This is a genomic window from Actinomadura madurae (genome assembly GCF_900115095.1).
Taxonomy (GTDB): domain Bacteria; phylum Actinomycetota; class Actinomycetes; order Streptosporangiales; family Streptosporangiaceae; genus Spirillospora; species Spirillospora madurae.
In genome coordinates this window covers 73,910-91,200 of record NZ_FOVH01000028.1, presented here as the reverse complement: position 1 = coordinate 91,200, position 17,291 = coordinate 73,910, and the positions used below count along the sequence as shown (strand labels likewise).

The following is a 17,291-nucleotide window of genomic DNA, read 5'->3' as shown; positions in this document are numbered from 1 at the left end:
ACCGTTCACGGCCGCACCCGCGGCCCGTGCGTGCGCCCGGACAACGACGCCGCGCACCCCGGATGCGGCACCCGGACGGGCTCAACGGTGCGGTACTCGAAGTGCCACCACTCATTCTCATAGACGCGGTAGAGCCCGTAACGCCCACCGTGCCGTTCCAGCCACTGCGCGCCCTCGGTCGGCCGGACGTCGAGCGCGAGCCCTCGCACGTGGCCGGACTCTTCCGGTGGCAGCACCCGGCGCCGCGCCGCGGACACCGACCCGGTGCGCCGCACCTCGGCGGCGAAGATCCGGCGCTGTTCCGCCGCGTCGCGATGGCCCGAGGTGAGCCCGATCAACTGCCCGTCGCGCCAGAACGCCTCGGCCCGCGCGTGCGTGAACGCCGCGAGCGTCTCCGGTGCCAGCCCGTGGAGATCCTCGGCGGGGAAGCGCAGGCAGAGCGCCCATTGGCAGGCCAGGAAGCGGGCGCGGCCCGGTGCGCGGCAGAAGGCGACCGGCACCAGCAGCACCCCGGCGAGCCGCGTGACGGCCGCCAGCAACGCCGGACTGTCTGGCACGAACCTGCGCCTACGGCGGGCCGGTGCTGACGGTGATCCGCTGTGGTCCATGCCTCAACTGAAAGCGGGAGGCCGTTGCGGCGCCGTATGCGGTTTTCGATACGCCAGCGATACGTCGACCGTGGTGGCGCCGAAGCGAACGCCGGCACCCGTGAATGCGGGTGCCGGCGTCGGCGGATGCTCGGTGCGGTCAGGGGGTGATGGGCCTGGGCTGCGGCGGTGCCCGTTCAGGACGCGCGGCGGGAGCGGGCGGGCAGGCGGCCGGCGACCAGCGGGACGACGATCGCCGCGGCGACGAGGTGGGTGGCGATCAGGGTGAACCGGGTGTCCATCGTCGCCGAGACGAGCAGGTCCGGGACGATCGACAGGGCGGTGAGGGCGACGGTGACCGTCAGGAAGGCGCGCTTGGGCGAGGCGGCCCGGCGGCGCAGCAGGTAGGCCAGCCCCACGCCGATCGCGCTGAACAGCAACGTCAACTGGGTGAAGCCCAGCACCGGAATTGGTTCGCCGTCGATCTCCACGGGCACGCCCGCCGATCTCGCGACGGCGGCGACGATCGTGGTGGCCACGGCGGCGGCGATGCAGGCGAGCACGCCGGTACGCCACAGCGGGACATCGCGGGTGGCGGTGGTGCCGTTCACGGCCGGGGCCGCGGCGCGGCGCTGGGAGGTGGCGGGGGCGATGCTCTGCTGGACGGTCATGGTCGCTCTCCTTCGGGTAAGTGAGTCGACAATTGAGACCGCGGCCCCGCGCAATACTCATCGCTCTCCGGCGAAATTCCTTGAAATCGCCTCTGACCAGCCATTTCGAGGTGGACTGTTACCGTAGGTAAGCCTTGACGCGCCGGTGGCCCACGCGGTGTGCCGGTCGGCCGGGACCCAGCGGTCGACGCGGATGGCCAGGTCGGGCACCAGGCGGGTCCACAGCGGGGCGCCGATCGCCGTCACCAAGCCGATCGCGCAGACGGAGACGAGTACCGGGTCCAGCCGCCACAGCACGGTGCACAGCAGCAGGACGTACGAGTGGCTCCGGGGTGTACGTCGCTCGTCGCCTCGTCTGGTCCGGCCCAGGCTAGGAACGTCGCGCACGGGGATCGGGCTCACCGGTCGGCCCAGTTGGCGCGGATGAAGCGGACCGTTGAGGCGAGGGAGATCTGGGACGGTACGACTTGGGCTTCGGTTGGCGGGCGTCCGGTGGATGTCCGGGGGTGTCTGGTTCGACGGCGGCGGCGTGCCCGGGGTCGTCTCGGACGGCGGCGCTACCGGTGACGGACGCCCTGCCGTCGTGGCCCGGCGGCGACCGGTGGGACGCCCAGGACAAGGCGGTCCTCGACTGTGGTCTGTGCGGGTACCGCTGAGCCGCTGTGCGGCGGGCATGTGCCGCAGAGGGTCCGATTCCGTCCGATTTCGTCCGACCGTGGGCTGAACAGGCCGGACGCATGTCTGATGGCCGTGACGATATTTCTGGCGGGGACCGGGCGCGGAGCGGACGGCGACCGGGCACGGGACCGCGGCGAGTCTGAGGAGTGCGAGTCGTTGAGCAGTGTCGAACGAGCTTCGATCGCCGCCCTCTGGGCCCCGGGCGACGAGCCGCCCGTCGGCGTGCTCGTGCGCTGGTGGCGGGAGAGGGCGCTGCTGACGCAGGAGCAGCTGGCCGAACGCACCGGCCTCAACGTCCGGACGATCCGCAGGCTGGAGAGCCGGGAACTGCAGAAGCCCCGGCCCACGTCGATCTTGCTCCTGGCGGAGGCGCTGCGCCTGAACAGCGAGGAGCGGGCGATCCTGGTCGCCGGTGTTCGAGGCCCGGTCGGCTCCCCGGCGGGGGGTGAAACGGTGATCCCGCGCCAACTCCCCGCCAGGGTGGACGTCTGCGAGGGACGAGCACAGGAGTTGCTCGCTCTGGAACGGGACGACGATGCCGGCATGCCGTCCATGGTCTCGATCGAGGGGATGCCCGGAGTCGGCAAGACGGCGCTCGCCGTTCACGCCGCCCACCGGCTCATGCCCCGGTTCCCTGACGGGCAGCTGTACCTGGACCTGCACGGCCATCGCCGGGAGACCGAACCGGTCGAACCGGGCGCCGCCCTCACCCGCCTGCTCGGCTCCCTCGGCGTCACCGGCGGGCGTGTACCGGAGCATCTCGACGACCGCGCCGCGCTGTACCGCAGCGTCCTGGCCGGCCGCAGGGTCCTGATCGTCCTGGACGACGCCGCCGGGGAGGAGCAGGTCCGCCCGCTGCTTCCGGCGGGGGCCGGCTGCCGGCTGATCGTCACCAGCCGGCGCCGCCTGATCGGCCTGGACGGCGTCCGGACCGTCCCGCTGGACGTGCCGGCGGCGGACGAGGCGGTCGCCCTGTTCACCCGCACCGCCGGGCCGGCGCGCGTGAAGGACGCCCCGGCGGCGGTGCTGACGGACATCGTGGAACGGTGCGGGCTGCTCCCGCTCGCCGTCCGCATCGCCGCCGTCCGGCTCCGCACGCACCCCGCGTGGACCGTGCGTGACCTGCTGGACCGGTTGAACGACGACCGGCCGGGGGAGTTGCGGGCCGGGCCGCAGAGCGTCGCCGCGGCCCTCGACCTGTCGTACCGGCGGCTTCCGGCCGACCAGCGGTCCGCCTACCGGTCGCTGGGCGCGCACCTCACCACCGACTTCGGAGTGCACGCCGCCGCGGCCATGCTGGAGACGCCGGTGGCGCGGACGAGGTGGCTTCTGGACCGGCTGCTGGACGCCCATCTCCTCCAGGAGCCCACGCCCGACCGCTTCCGCTTCCACACCCTGGTGCGCGAGCACGCCCGCCGGACCGCCCAGGGGATCAGCGCGCCTTGAGGAGATCGGTGACGATCTCCTCGGCCCGGACGCCGAGGACGCTGAGCAGGGAGTCGGCGATGCCGTGGGTGGCCTCGTTGACTCCCTGGAGGTGGCAGGTCGCCGTCGCGGACGGGGGCAGCGCCATCCGGTAGTACCGGTCCACGGCGACCGGCCCGCCCGACACGGCCTCGGCCATCCGGCGGACGAGCGGCGGCATCTCCCCGCGGAAGCCGGTGCCGAGCAGAACCAGATCGCAGGGCAGGTCGTTCTCGTCGCCCGTGCGCCGGTCCGCGAGGGTCAGCAGCGCGCCGGTGCCGTCCGTCCCGGCCCGGACGACGTCGGTCATCGGGAGGATCCGCATCCGGTTCGAACCGGTGAGGCGCAGCCGGTAGAGCTCGTCGTAGAGCGCGTCCAGCAGGTCCGGGTCGAGCGCGCCGTAGTTGGTGCCGCGCATCTCGGCGAGCGTCCGCGCGCGGAAGCCGGGCGCGCCGGCGTGGAAGTCGCCGGTGAAGGACGGGTAGTACAGCTCGTTCGCGAACCGGCTGTGCTCGTAGGTCTTCAGGCCGATCGACCTGGTCACCATCACGCACTCCGCGCGCGGGAAGCGGCGGTAGGTCTCCCAGAGCATCTCCGCGGCGCTCTGCGCGCCGCCGACCACGGCGAACCGGTGCGCCGCGTCCGGATCGAGACGGTCGACGCGCTCCTGGAATCGGCTGCTGTGGACGACGCGTCCGCCGGGCAGTGAGCGGAACACGTCCGGGACGCGGGGCTCGCGGCCCACGCCGACGACCAGATGCCGGCACGTGACGTCCGGCCCGTCCGCGAACCTGGCGCACCAGCCGTCGAGAGAGCCGTCGTCCCACACCGGCTCGACGGCGACGACCCGGCGCCCGTACTCGATGCGCACCTCCGCGAGGGATCCGGCGACCCAGCGGAGGTAGTCGGACACCTCCGTCCGGTACGGCTGGAACGTGCCGAGGTTGACGAACTGGTCCAGGCGGCCGACCGCGTGCAGATAGTTGAGGAAGGTGAACTCGCTGCGCGGGTTGCGCAGGGTCACCAGGTCCTTGAGGAACGACACCTGGCTGCGGGCCCACGGCAGCAGCATCCCGCGCTGCCACACCACCGAGTCGTGCCGCTCGACGAGGAGCGTCCGCGCCGCCAGATCCGGTGCGAGTTCTTCGAGCGCGACGGCGAGGGCCAGGTTGGACGGTCCCGCCCCGATCGCCAGCACCTCGACGTCCCACCGGTTCACTCGGAGGCCCCTTCCACGTGCAGGTAGCGCGCGCGGTCGGCGGCCTCCAGCCGGGCCGCGCACTGGTCGACGTCGTCCGCGGTGACGATCGCGTAGCCGGCCCGCGCGAAGTGCAGCCGCCCGGCCTCGGGGCGCAGCTCGTCGCCCGCGCCGACGAGCCAGGTCACCTGGTGCAGGCCCGCCGGGCGGGCGGTCATTCCGCGCCCGGTCACCCGCCCGGCGGAGTCGGGATAGAAGAACCGGATCCCCGCGACGCCGTCCCGCGGCGCGGACAGATCGGGTTCGGCGCCGGCCGCGATGTCCGCCGAGGCCGCCGGCAGGTCCAGCCCGGAGGCGACCTGCGCGACCAGCGGGATGACGTCGCCGCCGAGCCGGCCGTTCACCTCGACGACCTTCGGGCCGGACGCGGTGAGCCGCACCTCGGTGTGGGTGACGGTCGAACGGATGCCGAGCGCCCGGTGCGCGGCGACGACGACGTCGCGGACGCGCCCGGGATCCGGTGCCACCGCCTCGGCCGGCGCCGTGATGTGCCCGATCTCCTCGAAGTACGGCGCGTGCCCGAGCAGCTTCCTGGCGAAGATCACCGGTTCGGGGCGCTCCTCGCGCACGGCGCAGTCGACGCTGATCTCCGGTCCGTCGAGGTACTCCTCGACCAGGATCCCCGGACGGAAGCGCCACGGCTCCGGGAAGGCGTTCGCCTCCGCGGTGCGCACCGCGGCCTCCAGCTCGGCCGGGCCGGTGACGAGGGAGACGCCGAACCCGGCGGTGAGCGCCCGGGGCTTGACGACGACCGGGTAGCCGATCTCGTCGGCGGCCCGCTTCGCCTCGTCCGCCGAGGCGGCGAGGACGCCGCGGGCGACCGGGACGCCGGCGGCCCGCATCGCCTCCCGCGCCGCGTGCTTGTCCCGGCAGCGGGCCGCCGCCTCGGGCGGGCACTGCGGGAGGTCGAGCGCGGCGCCGATCCTCGCCACCAGCTCCACGCACGCCTCGTGGTAGGTGACGACGCCCCCCACCGGATACCGGCGGGCGGCCTCGGCCGCGGCCGCCAGGATCTCGTCGTCCTCGCCCGCCCCGATGGGCAGATGGTCGATGACGTACGGCCGCTCCCACGTCGGCGGCTGCGGAGAGAGCAGCACCAGCGCGTACTTCCGGGAGATCCGCTCCAGGATGTAGCCGCGGTACTCGCTGCGGCCGCCGCCGACCACGATCAACACCGGTTTCACGCTCGTGCCACCGCCCGTCCGAATCGCATGCGCAGACCGAGGAAGCCCGCCGCCGCGCAGAACCCGACGAGCCCGTTGAACGCCCAGAACACCTCGAACCGTCCGGCGTCCCGCGCCGCCTGGTAGGCGACGCCGCCGAGCGCGCTGCCGAGCAGGCCCCCGGCCGCCCAGCCGAGGGAGGCGAACCCGAACGTGCCGCCCGCCGCCCCGTCCGGCGTGATCTTCGCGGTGACGATGTCGAGGATCGGCACGACCATGAGCTCGGCCAGGCTGAACAGCACGACGAAGGCGAGCAGGGACCAGCCCGCCGGGACCGTCGCGAGCACGGCGAACGCGAGCCCGCCGACGGCGCAGCCGAGGCAGGTCGCCGACCATCCGTCCGTGCGCCGCGTCAGCGTGCCGACCACGGCGTACTGCAGCGCGACCGCCAGGGCCGCGTTGACCGCGAACAGCAGGCCGACCCGTCCGCCGAGGTGGAACCGGTCGTCGGCGTAGAGCGGGAAGGTGAACGTCAGCTGCGCGTACAGGAACCAGAAGCCGACGCTCGCCGCGGTCAGCCCGACGAGCGGGCGGTTGGTGAGCAGGACGGCGAACCGGGCGCGCAGCGGCGGCCGGTCCGGGGGCGCGGAGCCCTGGGGGCGCGGCGGCACCAGGCGGACCAGGGCCAGCCAGAACAGCGCGTGCACCGCCACCGCGCCGACCAGCGCCACGGTGAAGCGCGTCAGGAGCAGCCCGCCGACGAGCGGCCCGAGCGCCGCGCCCGCGTTGACCGCGACGCTGCGCAGGGTGAGCGCGGACGCCTGCGCGGCACCGGCCTCCTGGGTCAGCAGCACCTTCCCGCCGAGCGACAGCGTCGCCCTGCCGATGCCCAGCGCGAACGCGCACGCGAGCTGGGCCCAGAAGACCGGCCGCGCCGCGAACCCGAGATACCCGGCGGACGCGCACAGGATCCCCACACCGAGGATCGTCCGGGTGCCGAACCGGTCGGCCGCGATGCCCACGAACACCTGCAGCCCCTGGTTCGAGACCGCCAGCACCGACAGCACGATGCCGATCCGTCCGGCCGGAGTGTGCAGCTCCCTCGACAGGTACAGCGCCAGCAGGGGGACGATCGCGAACGAGCAGATGCTGAGCGCGAAGATGCCGCCCGACAGGAACACCGCGGGCCGGGGCACCTTCTGCCGCACGCCGTTCACAGCTCGGGGCGCCTCGCGGTGAACACCTGGTAGTGCTCGCCCGGGATCGCCTCGGGCCGGACGTCGGTGAGGCCCGCGCCGGTGAGCATCTCGACCAGGGCCGGGTGGTCCATGTGGTGGGAGCGGCGTTCGAACTCGTACGCCGACCCGTCGACCACGAGGGTGCTGCGCCAGGTCCGTGTCCCGCTCTCGACGTGGTTGACGGTGGTCTCGCTGAGCCGCACCACCCGCCCGCCGATCGACACCGGCGGGTGCTCGGTGCGCGCGGGCTCCCGCCGCGCCAGGTCGTCGGCGTGCATGATGTCGAGGTAGAGCCGCCCGCCGGGACGCACCATCGCGGCGAACTGCCCGATCGCCTCGCTCAGCGCGGCGGGGTCGGGCTCGGCGTCCTTGTCCCAGGTGCCCGCGTACAGGTACGAACCTCCGCCGCGGCACATGACGACGTCGAACGTCCGCCCGTAGAACTCGCCCAGGTCGTGCCACAGGACCTGGGCGGCGTCCAGATCGGCGCCCGCTCGTGCGGCGTTGGCGCGGAAGTGCTCCAGCATGAGGTCGCTGCCGTCGGAGCAGGTCATGTCGTATCCGCGGGCGGCGAGCTCGATGGCGGGGAAGCCGGTGCCGCAGGCCAGGTCCAGGACGCTCAGCCCGTCCGCCGGCCCCAGCCAGGCGGCGATCCCGTCCACCGCCGCGGCCCGGTCGGGCCACTCGAAAAGGACGCACAGCTCCCACAGCGCGGCGATGTCCGGCCGCCCGCCGTCGAAGCAGGCGCGGACCCGCTCTGAATCGACGACCTCCATCACACGGCGTCCAGATAGCCGTAGGCGGAGAGCATCTCGCCGTAGCGGTCGGCGAAGAGCTTCTCGTGCTCGGGCGTGAACGCGTCCCGCCACGAACCGATCTGTCCTTTGTAGAAGGAGAAGGCGTCGGGTTTGAACAGGTGCGGTGCGATGTTCTCGGGAGTGTCGTCCACTCCGAGGAATCGCAGCACCCGGCCGACCGCCTCCCGCTGCGCCTCGGCCGAACCGCCGCCCTGCGGGCCGACCAGCTCTTCGAAGGAGACCTTGCAGACGTCGGGATGGTGCAGCAGCCAGAGCGCCTTCTCGTACGCGTCATGGCCGGGGAACGACGGATCGGTCATCGCGTACAGGAGCCGGTCGCCGAGTGTCGGAAGGGCCCGGAGGATCCTGTTGAAGACCTTGAACTCGGCGAAATTGCCGTACCCGTTCTTCGTGCGGCCGGCGAGGAAGTTGACCGCCGAGAGCAGCACGTCGCGCGGATCGCGGTAGTTGAAGATGATGCGCGGTCTCCCGGTCTCCGACCATTCGCGCAGGAAATGGCCGTCGATCTTCGGGACGTCGAACTCGGTGAGGATCCAGGCCACGTTCGCCGGAGTCTCGGCGAAGTCGGAGCCGGCCGTGCGGTGCAGGGCCTGCTCGACCAGGGGGCCGTTGACGATCTCGCGGCCGTAGCGGTTCTCCAGCGGCATCCCGAACTTCGCCTGCCACGACCACGCCAGCGCGCTCCAGGCCTCGTCCGACGCCTCGCGGAACGTCTGCCCGCCCGCCGATGCGAGCCTCTCGGCGTCCGCCGGCTCGTGCACCGCGCGGATCAGGCGCCGGCGGGTGTCGTCGTCCAGGACCGGCCGGATGTCCGGCGTGACGCGCGACTGGCCGTAGACGCCGTACCCGAGGGCGACCATCAGCTCCTGGATGAGATGCGTCCCGGACTTCATGATCGAAACGACGATCACGCGCTCGGCGCGATCGGTCTCGTCCCGGACGGTCTCCGACGTCACAGGCGGCATGCCCGGCCCCCTCGGCGATCACTGCTGGCTGGGCTCCGAGCCTCCAGCAAGGGCCAGGACCGCACCAGGCAAGCCCCCGGCCACTAGCCGGACATTCCCGGCGGGGCCGGGGCGTCAGATCCGGCCGGACGAGCGGTCCGGTCCGGCGGCCGCCGTCATGGTCCTCGGCGTTCGGCGTGGCGCCACCGCTGCGGGGTGACGCCGTAGCGGTTGCGGAAGCGGCGGACGAGGTAGGTGGCGTCGCCCAGCCCGGTCCGGGCGGCGACGGCGTCGAGCGGGAGGTCGGTGCGGCGCAGCAGCCGCCGGACTTCGATCATGCGCCGTTCGGTGATCCAGTCGAGCAGCGGGCGGCCGGTGCGCCTGCGCAGCACGGTGGTGAGGTATCCGGGGGTGTAGCCGAGGGAACGGGCGATGTCGGCGGCGGAGACCGCTTCGCGGAACCTCGCCTCGATCTCGGTGAAGACCCGCTCGACGAGCGGGTCGGGGGAGCCGGGAGCGGCGGGCGCCAGCCGGGCGGCGGCGACCAGGAGCCGGGTGAGCGCGGCGGCGGCGGCCTCGCGGGCGCCGAGGCGTCCCGGGTCGGCGAGCTCCCCGTCGAGGTCGGCCAGCCACGCCGACCAGGCCGCCCGGTCGGGCTCGGCCACGCGGGCGTGCCCGGCGCCGGGAGCGAACAGCGCGAGGAGGGGGTGATGGGTCCAGGTCAGCGGGGACACCGAGGCCAGGGCGGGGACGGCGTCCGCCGTGAACGCGACCGCCCAGGCGCGGCCGCGGGAGAGTTCGGCCACGGTCGTGATGCCGATGACCTGCCCGGGTGCCACGGCGTGGACCTGGCCGGCGCGCAGCGGCCGTTCGGTGCCGTCGACGGTGACCAAACCCGCGCCTTCCTCGATGTAGACCAGGACGAGGAAGTCGTGGGCGTGCCGGTGGCCGGGAGGGAGATCGGCGTGGGCGGTCTCGGTGTTGAAGCGCATCACCGACACGGCGGGCAGGCCGGGACGCCGCCGGTAGCGGTACACCGGCGTCCCATCGCCTAAAGGATGTCCCATGGCGTCCACGTTATGTGCTGCTCGGAGACCGCGGAATGTCCAAGACTGAAGAGGTGACGACCCCGGGTCCGCCGCGCGGCGGACCCGACACCGACAACGGCGAGAGGGCACTCATGGGAGCTTCCGCTCAAGTACGCATCCTGGACCAGCGAACCCCGCAGGAGCGGGACCGGGCCTTCCTGCCGGGCGCGGGCAAGACCTGGCTTCTGCCGTTCTACGACGCCTTCAGCCGGCTGGGCGGCGTCCGCGCACTCCACGAGCGTGCGGTCGAACTCGCCGGCATCGAGGCCGCCCAGGCGGTGGTCGACGTCGGCTGCGGTACCGGCAACCTGTCGCTCTCCGTCCTCGCCGTCCAGCCGGACGCGCGGGTGACCGGCCTGGACCCCGACGGGCAGGCCCTGCGCAGGGCGGCGCGGAAGGCGCGCCGCCGCGGCGTCCCCCTCACCCTGGTGCAGGGATACGCCGACCGGTTCCCCGCGCAGGACGCCACGCTCGACCACGTGCTCTCCTCGCTGGCCCTGCACCACCTCGACGACGACGGCCGCACGGCGTTCGCGCGCGAGGCGCTGCGCGCCCTCCGCCCGAACGGGAAGGTCACCGTCGTCGACTTCGGCGGCCCCTCGTCCGGCACCGACCACGCCCCCCACGGCCACGGCCCGGCCCATGCCCTCCGGCACCTGCCGCGCCCCCTGCGCGCCAGGGTGGCGAACAGCCCGGCCGTGGCCCGCAACCACGCGAACGGTATCGTCACGCTGCTCGCCGAGGCCGGATTCGACGACGCCCGGGAGGTCGCGCACGCCGACCACAGGTTCGGCCGGGTCACCTTCGTCCAGGCCACCCGTCCGCGCACCGAGACCTGACGAGGGTCATGGCGGTCCTCCATGGCCCTGGCCAACGGCGGCCCGCTCCAAAAGGGTGATCCCCGTGACGATGCCGCGGAACGGGTCGGCGGTTCGGGCGCCGTCCACTTCGCAGGCCAGGCACAGCGCCGCCAACCGGATCGCCGTGATCTTGCCGGCCGTGAGCGGCTCCCGCTCGGTGAATACCGGGATCGCGACCTCTTCGAGACGGCCGGCGGCCTGCCGTGCCCACGTGTCCGGCGCGGCGCCGTCGAATGCCCGGCGCCCATCGCGGACGCTGTCGGCCAGGTCGCCGGTGGGCGCCGCGCTACCGCGGACGCGTGCGGCGTTCTGCAGGACGCCGGCGACCCGGCGGCGCCATACGCGCTCCGGCTCCCCGCTGAACAGGTAGTGGCGGGTCTGGTAGTACAGGCCACGCTTGAAGACGCGGTCGAGGGCGCGGTCCAGCAGCAGTGATCCGGTCTCGCCCCTGCCCAGGTCACCAGGCAGTTCACGCAGGGCATCGCGGACGTGGCCCCTCTGGTCCTGCCACTCGTCGCCCAGCTCACCGGCACGCTTCTTGTCGATGGAGATGTCCGGGTCGGTGGCCAGCTGGTATCTCGCGTACGCGTCGCCTTCACGTCGGACGGCCGAACTCAGCCGATCGGCGCCGGCGACCGCGGTGCTGAGGTCGTGCTCGGCATCGTGTCCGGGAACCAAGATGCGGGCCGATTCCCGCGCGGTCCCTCCCGCCGCCGTGAGCGCTTCCGGGCAGTCGGAGGCCACATCCTTGGCCACCCAGAGAGAATGGTCGCCCCGATGGTGGCGGAGGTTCCAGATCGCGCGGACGAGCAGTATCCGCGCGAAGAGCGGCGCCGCCCGGTCGACGTCGGTGGCGATGTGATGGGCGAGCGTCCGGCGGTCGATCGCACCTGGCCGTTCCATCATCGTCCTTCGGGAGAACCGGCCTGGTCGCCCGCTGCCGGTGGACGCCGCGCGCGGAGACCGTCGACGAGGATCGACAGCAGCCGGGGTCCCCGCGCGTCGAGTTCGGCGTCGTCCAGCCGCGACAACCAGCTGATGAGCACGATGACGTCGCGCGCTTCGGCGTCGGGGCGGACGCTGCCGGCCGAGCGGCCGGCGGCCAGCAGGAGCTCCACGGCCTCGCCGATCGGGCCGAGGCTGTGGGCGGCGAGGTCATGCCCGGTCGCCGCCTCGACTGCGGCGAAGACGTCGCGCTTGACCCGGGCGTAGGCGGCCACCCGGTCGAACCACGCCGCCAGGGCGTCCACCGGCGGGTGGGTCGCCAGCAGTTGCGGAGCCGCGGCGACCAGCTCGTCCACCTCTCGGCGGTACACCTCGGCGAGGAGGTCCTCACGCGTCGGGAAGTGCCGGTACAGCGTGCCCTGCCCGATGCCGCAGGCCTTCGCGACGGCGTTGAGTCTCAGCTCTCCCGGCTCGCGCACGAGCTCGCGCGCCGCCCGCAGGATCCGCTCGCGGTTGCGCTGCGCGTCCGCACGCCGGACTCCATCGCCCTTGACAGAACCGGACACGTGTCCGCTACGGTCCTCGGTATAACCGGACATGTGTCCACTCTAGTTGGGGGATCCCGTGACCATCCACGGCAAGGTCGTCGCCATCACCGGCGCCAGCAGCGGAATCGGCGAGGCGACGGCCCGCCACCTGGCCTCCCTCGGCGCGGCCGTCGTCCTGGGCGCCCGCCGCACCGGCCGGCTGGACCGGCTGGCCGCCGAGATCGAAGCCGCCGGCGGCGAGGCGGCCGCCCTGCGCGTCGACGTCACCCGGCCCGAAGACGTCCAGGCGCTGGTCACCGCCGCCGTCGAGCGCTTCGGCCGTCTGGACGTCCTGGTGGGCAACGCCGGGATCAGCCGGATCGGCCCGCTCGCCGACCTGGACGTCGAGGGCTGGTCGGCGATGGTCGATGTGAACCTCAAGGGGATTCTGCACGGCATCGCCGCCGCCCTGCCGGTGTTTCGGCGCCAGGGCGGCGGTCACCTGGTCACCGTCGTCTCGACGTCCGGCCTGAAGATCGTCCCCACGCAGGCGGTGTACGCCGGGACGAAGAACGCGGTCCGCACCCTCCTGGAGGGCCTGCGGCAGGAGAGCACCGACGGGGTCCTGCGGACGACGTCGATCTCCCCGGGTTATGTCCGCACCGAACTCATCGACAACGCCGTCGACGACCCGGCCGTGCGCGAGCAGGCCCGGCAGAACATGGCCACGCTGGGCATCGCCCCCGAGGCGGTGGCCCGCGCCATCGCCTTCGCGATCGACCAGCCCGAAGACGTCGAGATCGGAGACCTCACCATCCGCCCCACCCGCCAGGGCTGACGTCGGATGCCGCGCCGCCGGCCCAATGTGGCTTACCGTGCCTATTTTGCCGGGCCCTATCATCGTTGCAGGCCGTCGCGACAAGCAGCCAAGGGCGACCCGGAGCTGGTGCTCGTAGGCCGTCTCGTAGGTCAAGGTCCACTGGCCGTCGGCCGCGGCGAAGTGATCCTGCCGGGTGCCATCTGCGCCTTGGAAGCCGCCGCGTGCGCTGGTCGGTGCCAGGCTCTCGCGGAGCGCGCGGAGTCTCTCCTCGTACGGTGGCGCGCCTTCGATGAGAGTGGTGAGTACGGCGGCCACCCCGCCTTCGGGGTACTCGAACTCGTCGTCGCGCGTCCAGTGGACGCTCTTCCAGCGTTCGGGGGAGTCGGCGGGCTCGGTCAGCCATGAGAGCGCCCCGCCGACCGCGTCGGATCCCCACAGCACCAGGCCGCCGGGCTCGGGGTGGACAGGATGCGGGCAGTCCTCGCCCGTGATTCCGAGCATCAGCCGCAGGTCTTCTAGTCGCCCGGGATTCTCCTCGATCATCTGTTCCGGGGTGCGGCAGGAGAACTCGCTGCAGAACGCGCCGCGCCCGTACCTCCGGGCGATCTCGATGAAATCGCGAGGAAGGCTCAGCCCGAGCGCGTCCTCCACCCGCGTCCAGTCGGCATCGGAATCCACCGGGGCCGGGGCGGCGGGACGAGTGCGAGCAGCCTTTCGAGTTCCGTCACGTGCGCACTGTAGCCGCGGCATTCCGGGCCGCAGGAGTAGCGTTGCCGTGGTGTTCGAGGGTTTCGACGAATTCGACATCTCGACGTCGCAGACGACGATCCATGGTGTTCGGGGTGGGGCGGGGCCACCGGTACTGCTGCTCCACGGCATCCCCGAGACGCACCTGATGTGGCACCGCATCGCGCCGGCGCTGGCCGAACGGTTCACGGTGGTCGCGACCGACCTGCGGGGGTACGGCGCGAGCGGCAGGCCGCCCAGCGCGCCGGACCACGGGCCGTACCGGATGCGGGCGCTCGCGACCGATCAGGTCGAGGTCATGGCGGCGCTGGGGTTCGACCGCTTCGCGGTGGCCGGCCACGACCGGGGCGCCCGGTGCGCCTACCGGATGGCACTGGACCACCCGGCCGCGGTCAGCCACCTGGCGGTCCTGGACGTCGTGCCCACCGGCGATGCTTACGCCCGCGCCGACGCCGACTTCAGCCTCGGGTACTGGGTCTGGTCGTTCCTGGCCGCGCCGAGCCCGGTGCCGGAGGAACTGATCGCGGCGGCGCCGCAGGTGCTGGTCGACCACATGCTCGACGCCTGGTCCCAGGTACCCGGCGTGTTCCCCGACCGAGTGCGCGACGCCTACCGGGCGACCTTCGCCGATCCGGACGCCGTCCACGCGATATGCGAGCAGTACCGCGCCGCCGCCACCCTGGATGTGGCCGACGACCAGGCCGACCGCGGCCGCCGACGCATCGAGTGCCCGACCTTGGTGCTGTGGAGCGCCACCGGCCCGGTCGGGCAGTGGTACGAACCGCTCGACGTCTGGAAGGTCTGGGCCGCTGACGTGCGTGGCGGCCCCGTCCGGGGCGGCCACTTCCTGCCGGAGGAGGCGCCCGAGGAAACGCTGGGCCACCTGCTGGAACTGCTGACCTGAGCGCGCTCTGCAAGGTCACCGGGTGTGCGGGTTGAGGGAGTGGGGTTTTCGGAGGTGTGCGGGGGATAGGAGCGGATTAGTGATGTCGTGCCTTGGGGGAGGCAAGATGAGCATGCCGCAGAAGATGATGCGTCGGCTGGAGAGGGCGGAGGCGCTCGACGGGGCCGCCAAGCCGGTGAGCAAGGCGGTGCAGCGGGCGGTACGGCCGCGCCTCGTCCGCAATCTGCTCAGCGGGACCAACCTGGGGCACCCGCTGCACCCGACGCTCACCGACGTGCCGATCGGCGCGTGGAGCATGGCCGCGCTGCTGGACATCGCCGGGGGACGCGATGCCGAGCCGGCGGCCGATCTGCTGGTGCGGACCGGCGTGGTCGCCGCGCTGCCCACCGCGATCACCGGGCTGAACGACTGGTCCGACACGCTGGGACCGGAGCGGCGCGTGGGGCTGGTCCACGCCGCGTCGAACTCCGCGGCGCTGGGCCTGTACGTGGCGTCGGCCGTCGCGCGTGCCCGCGGGAAGCGCCGGCAGGGCAAGGTGCTGGGGTTCGTGGGGTGGGGTGTCCTGGCGGCGAGCGCCTACCTCGGCGGTCACCTGTCGTTCGTCAGGGGCGTCAACGTCAACCGCACCGCATGGCTGCAGGGCCCGGAGGAGTGGACGCCGACGCTGGCGGAGGCCGAGCTGTCCGACGGCGAGCACCGCACGGTGGACGTGGGCGGCGTGCGGGTCCTGCTCCACCGGATGTCCGGGGAGGTGTACGCCCTGGCCGCGACCTGCAGTCACATGGGCGGCCCGCTGGACGAGGGGACGTTCGAGGAGGGCTGCGTGGTGTGTCCGTGGCACGGCAGCACGTTCCGGTTCGCCGACGGCGGCATCGTGCGCGGCCCGGCCAGCGCTCAGCAGCCCTGCTACGAGACGCGCGTCCAGGACGGCCGCATCGAGGTGCGCGTCCCGCCGAAGGGCGTCCCCGAGCGGACGGTCGAGGAACACCCTCATCGGAAGAGCCGTCGCGCGCTCACGCGCATGTCGGCCTCCTGACCGGCTCGCCGCCGACCGTCACGGCCACCCCGCGCTCGTCGCGTGCGGCGGTGACGGTCGCGGCCGGTTGCGGCTGCCAGTGCCGCGGCATTCACCATCGCTCACCTCCGGTGCGGGCAGGACGTTTACGTTGCTGGGCATGACCACCATTCCCGACCGCCCATACGCACAGCGATGGCTCGTGGCCACCGTCGCCCTCTATACCCTCACCCACCATCTCGGGTTCGCCCTCGCTCCGCTCGGCAGCGTCGGCCACACCAGCTGGGCGGACTGGATCGACATCCTCACCCCGTACGCCGTCCTGCTCACCGCCGCGGCCGCTCTGCACGTCGCCCACGCGCGCCCCCGCACCTGGGTCCTCTACCTCATCGGCGCCATTACCTACACCGAAGGCCACGGGATCCATCTCTCCGCCAATTCGGTCTACAACGTCCAACCGGGCCCGACCGCTCACCTCTGGGACGAAACCGTCGGCCATCACCTCTGGTACGCCGGAACGGCGCTCGTCTTCGCCGCTCTCACCACCGCATTCGCCCGCACGCCCGCGCCGCGTACCCGGCTTTACCTGCCGCTCAGCCTCGGCGTCGCCATCACCTGGACCACCAACTCCATCGAAGGCACCACGGCCTTCATGGGCATCGCCGTCGCCGCCGCCTTCACCGTCTACGGCTGGCGAACCCGCGACGGTCTCGGCCGGGTCCTGCTCCCCGCGTTCGCCCCCGCCGTCGCGATGCTCACCGCCTACGGCATCTGGTACCGGGGCTTCCCCCAGCCCTCCAACATGGGCTGGATCTGACCTCATCACCGGACACAGGCGGCCCGGGGCGTGCTATTCGCGCCGCTTCGCGGAATGGGCGGAGTCGGCCTTGATCTGGGCGGCGAGGGCGGCGGCCTGGGTGCGGCGGCTCATGCCGAGTTTGGCGAAGAGGCTGGAGATGTAGTTCTTGACCGTCTTCTCGGCGAGGAAGAGGCGTTCGCCGATCTGCCGGTTGGTCAGGCCTTCGCCGATGAGTTCGAGGATGTGGCGTTCCTGGTCGGTGAGGCCTTGGAGGGGGTCCTTCTTCTCCTGGCGGCTGCGGAGGCGTTCGAGCATGCGGGCGGTGCTGCGGGGGTCGAGCAGGGATTGGCCGGTGGCGACGGTTCGGACGGCGCCGACCAGGTCCGAGCCGTGGATCTGTTTGAGGACGTAGCCGGCGGCGCCCGCCATCACGGCTTCGAACAGGGCGTCCTCGTCGTCGAACGAGGTCAGCATCAGGCAGGCCAAATCGGGCAGCTGGGAGCGGATCTCGCGGCAGACGGTGACGCCGTCGCCGTCGGGGAGCCGGACGTCCAGGACCGCCACGTCCGGCCTGGCGGCGGGGATGCGGGCCAGCGCGTCCGCGGCGGTGCCCGCCTCGCCGACGACCTCGATGTCGCCCTCGGCGGACAGCAGCGCGGCCACGCCCCGCCTGACCACCTCGTGATCGTCGAGGAGGAACACCCGGATGGCCGTGGCGCCTTCTTCCTTACCGCTCGTCATCGCACGTCCTCTGCTCGCAGATGA

General features: G+C 72.6%; 17 protein-coding genes. 6 read left to right on the top strand and 11 right to left on the bottom strand.

Annotated elements, in window-relative coordinates:
• Positions 1 to 5: 5 nt before the first annotated feature.
• Both BM339_RS44720 and BM339_RS44715 read right to left on the bottom strand, forming a co-directional pair.
• A complete protein-coding gene (locus tag BM339_RS44720; RefSeq protein ID WP_256255839.1) occupies positions 6 to 557 on the bottom strand; it encodes a M15 family metallopeptidase in 552 nt (183 codons plus the stop codon).
• 227 nt (positions 558 to 784) lie between these two features.
• The gene (locus BM339_RS44715) at positions 785 to 1,258 is read right to left on the bottom strand and encodes a DUF6069 family protein (protein WP_021594472.1); all 474 of its coding nucleotides are present in this window, start codon (positions 1,256 to 1,258) and stop codon (positions 785 to 787) included.
• A gap of 834 nt (positions 1,259 to 2,092) precedes the next feature.
• Between BM339_RS44715 and BM339_RS44710 the strand changes: the two genes are divergently transcribed.
• The gene (locus tag BM339_RS44710; RefSeq protein ID WP_075024780.1) at positions 2,093 to 3,382 is read left to right on the top strand and encodes an ATP-binding protein; all 1,290 of its coding nucleotides are present in this window, start codon (positions 2,093 to 2,095) and stop codon (positions 3,380 to 3,382) included.
• On the opposite strand, the gene BM339_RS44705 is transcribed toward BM339_RS44710, so the two are convergent.
• The 6 genes from BM339_RS44705 to BM339_RS44680 form a co-directional block, all read right to left on the bottom strand.
• Entirely contained in the window at positions 3,369 to 4,619 is a 1,251-nt protein-coding gene (locus tag BM339_RS44705) for a lysine N(6)-hydroxylase/L-ornithine N(5)-oxygenase family protein (protein ID WP_075024779.1), read from the bottom strand. The genes BM339_RS44710 and BM339_RS44705 overlap by 14 nt on opposite strands.
• A complete protein-coding gene (locus BM339_RS44700; protein WP_024936207.1) occupies positions 4,616 to 5,842 on the bottom strand; it encodes an ATP-grasp domain-containing protein in 1,227 nt (408 codons plus the stop codon). The genes BM339_RS44705 and BM339_RS44700 overlap by 4 nt, the downstream gene beginning before the upstream one ends.
• The gene (locus BM339_RS44695) at positions 5,839 to 7,038 is read right to left on the bottom strand and encodes an MFS transporter (RefSeq protein WP_021594468.1); all 1,200 of its coding nucleotides are present in this window, start codon (positions 7,036 to 7,038) and stop codon (positions 5,839 to 5,841) included. The genes BM339_RS44700 and BM339_RS44695 overlap by 4 nt, the downstream gene beginning before the upstream one ends.
• The gene (locus BM339_RS44690) at positions 7,035 to 7,835 is read right to left on the bottom strand and encodes a class I SAM-dependent methyltransferase (protein WP_075024778.1); all 801 of its coding nucleotides are present in this window, start codon (positions 7,833 to 7,835) and stop codon (positions 7,035 to 7,037) included. Before BM339_RS44690 ends, BM339_RS44695 begins: the two co-directional genes overlap by 4 nt.
• On the bottom strand, positions 7,835 to 8,842 hold the full coding sequence (locus BM339_RS44685; RefSeq protein WP_143118846.1) for a sulfotransferase domain-containing protein: 1,008 nt from the start codon (positions 8,840 to 8,842) through the stop codon (positions 7,835 to 7,837). Before BM339_RS44685 ends, BM339_RS44690 begins: the two co-directional genes overlap by 1 nt.
• Before the next feature lie 155 nt (positions 8,843 to 8,997).
• The gene (locus tag BM339_RS44680; RefSeq protein WP_075024776.1) at positions 8,998 to 9,888 is read right to left on the bottom strand and encodes an AraC family transcriptional regulator; all 891 of its coding nucleotides are present in this window, start codon (positions 9,886 to 9,888) and stop codon (positions 8,998 to 9,000) included.
• A 35-nt stretch (positions 9,889 to 9,923) separates the two neighbouring features.
• On the opposite strand from BM339_RS44680, the gene BM339_RS44675 reads away from it, so the two are divergent.
• Positions 9,924 to 10,748, top strand: coding sequence for a class I SAM-dependent methyltransferase (locus tag BM339_RS44675; RefSeq protein WP_218163928.1), 825 nt, complete (start codon positions 9,924 to 9,926; stop codon positions 10,746 to 10,748).
• Positions 10,749 to 10,754: 6 nt separating this feature from the next.
• Here the strand turns inward: BM339_RS44675 and BM339_RS44670 are convergent, their stop codons facing one another.
• Together BM339_RS44670 and BM339_RS44665 are read right to left on the bottom strand one after the other, a co-directional pair.
• The gene (locus tag BM339_RS44670) at positions 10,755 to 11,672 is read right to left on the bottom strand and encodes a hypothetical protein (RefSeq protein ID WP_075024775.1); all 918 of its coding nucleotides are present in this window, start codon (positions 11,670 to 11,672) and stop codon (positions 10,755 to 10,757) included.
• Entirely contained in the window at positions 11,672 to 12,280 is a 609-nt protein-coding gene (locus BM339_RS44665; RefSeq protein ID WP_075024774.1) for a TetR/AcrR family transcriptional regulator, read from the bottom strand. The genes BM339_RS44670 and BM339_RS44665 overlap by 1 nt, the downstream gene beginning before the upstream one ends.
• Before the next feature lie 58 nt (positions 12,281 to 12,338).
• On the opposite strand from BM339_RS44665, the gene BM339_RS44660 reads away from it, so the two are divergent.
• The 4 genes from BM339_RS44660 to BM339_RS44645 all read left to right on the top strand — a co-directional run bounded on the left by BM339_RS44660 (position 12,339) and on the right by BM339_RS44645 (position 16,544).
• Entirely contained in the window at positions 12,339 to 13,079 is a 741-nt protein-coding gene (locus BM339_RS44660) for an SDR family oxidoreductase (protein WP_083598534.1), read from the top strand.
• Positions 13,080 to 13,839: 760 nt separating this feature from the next.
• Entirely contained in the window at positions 13,840 to 14,712 is an 873-nt protein-coding gene (locus BM339_RS44655) for an alpha/beta fold hydrolase (protein ID WP_235206535.1), read from the top strand.
• Between the two features lie 106 nt (positions 14,713 to 14,818).
• Positions 14,819 to 15,748 carry a Rieske (2Fe-2S) protein gene (locus BM339_RS44650; RefSeq protein WP_024936209.1) on the top strand — a complete coding sequence of 310 codons (930 nt, stop codon included), beginning with the start codon at positions 14,819 to 14,821 and terminating at the stop codon, positions 15,746 to 15,748.
• Positions 15,749 to 15,887: 139 nt separating this feature from the next.
• Positions 15,888 to 16,544, top strand: coding sequence for a hypothetical protein (locus BM339_RS44645; RefSeq protein ID WP_143118845.1), 657 nt, complete (start codon positions 15,888 to 15,890; stop codon positions 16,542 to 16,544).
• 33 nt (positions 16,545 to 16,577) lie between these two features.
• Here BM339_RS44645 and BM339_RS44640 read toward each other — a convergent pair whose 3' ends face one another.
• On the bottom strand, positions 16,578 to 17,267 hold the full coding sequence (locus BM339_RS44640; protein WP_021594456.1) for a response regulator transcription factor: 690 nt from the start codon (positions 17,265 to 17,267) through the stop codon (positions 16,578 to 16,580).
• Between the last annotated feature and the right edge of the window lie 24 nt (positions 17,268 to 17,291).

Excerpts from the sequence above, each read along its gene's own strand:
- BM339_RS44715 (WP_021594472.1), bottom strand. The coding sequence starts at position 1,258 with ATGACCGTCCAGCAGAGCATCGCCCCCGCCACCTCCCAGCGCCGCGCC.
- BM339_RS44690 (WP_075024778.1), bottom strand. The coding sequence starts at position 7,835 with ATGGAGGTCGTCGATTCAGAGCGGGTCCGCGCCTGCTTCGACGGCGGG.
- BM339_RS44685 (WP_143118846.1), bottom strand. The coding sequence starts at position 8,842 with ATGCCGCCTGTGACGTCGGAGACCGTCCGGGACGAGACCGATCGCGCC.
- BM339_RS44680 (WP_075024776.1), bottom strand. The coding sequence starts at position 9,888 with ATGGGACATCCTTTAGGCGATGGGACGCCGGTGTACCGCTACCGGCGG.
- BM339_RS44675 (WP_218163928.1), top strand. The coding sequence starts at position 9,924 with ATGTCCAAGACTGAAGAGGTGACGACCCCGGGTCCGCCGCGCGGCGGA.
- BM339_RS44670 (WP_075024775.1), bottom strand. The coding sequence starts at position 11,672 with ATGGAACGGCCAGGTGCGATCGACCGCCGGACGCTCGCCCATCACATC.
- BM339_RS44650 (WP_024936209.1), top strand. The coding sequence starts at position 14,819 with ATGAGCATGCCGCAGAAGATGATGCGTCGGCTGGAGAGGGCGGAGGCG.
- BM339_RS44645 (WP_143118845.1), top strand. The coding sequence starts at position 15,888 with ATGACCACCATTCCCGACCGCCCATACGCACAGCGATGGCTCGTGGCC.
- BM339_RS44640 (WP_021594456.1), bottom strand. The coding sequence starts at position 17,267 with ATGACGAGCGGTAAGGAAGAAGGCGCCACGGCCATCCGGGTGTTCCTC.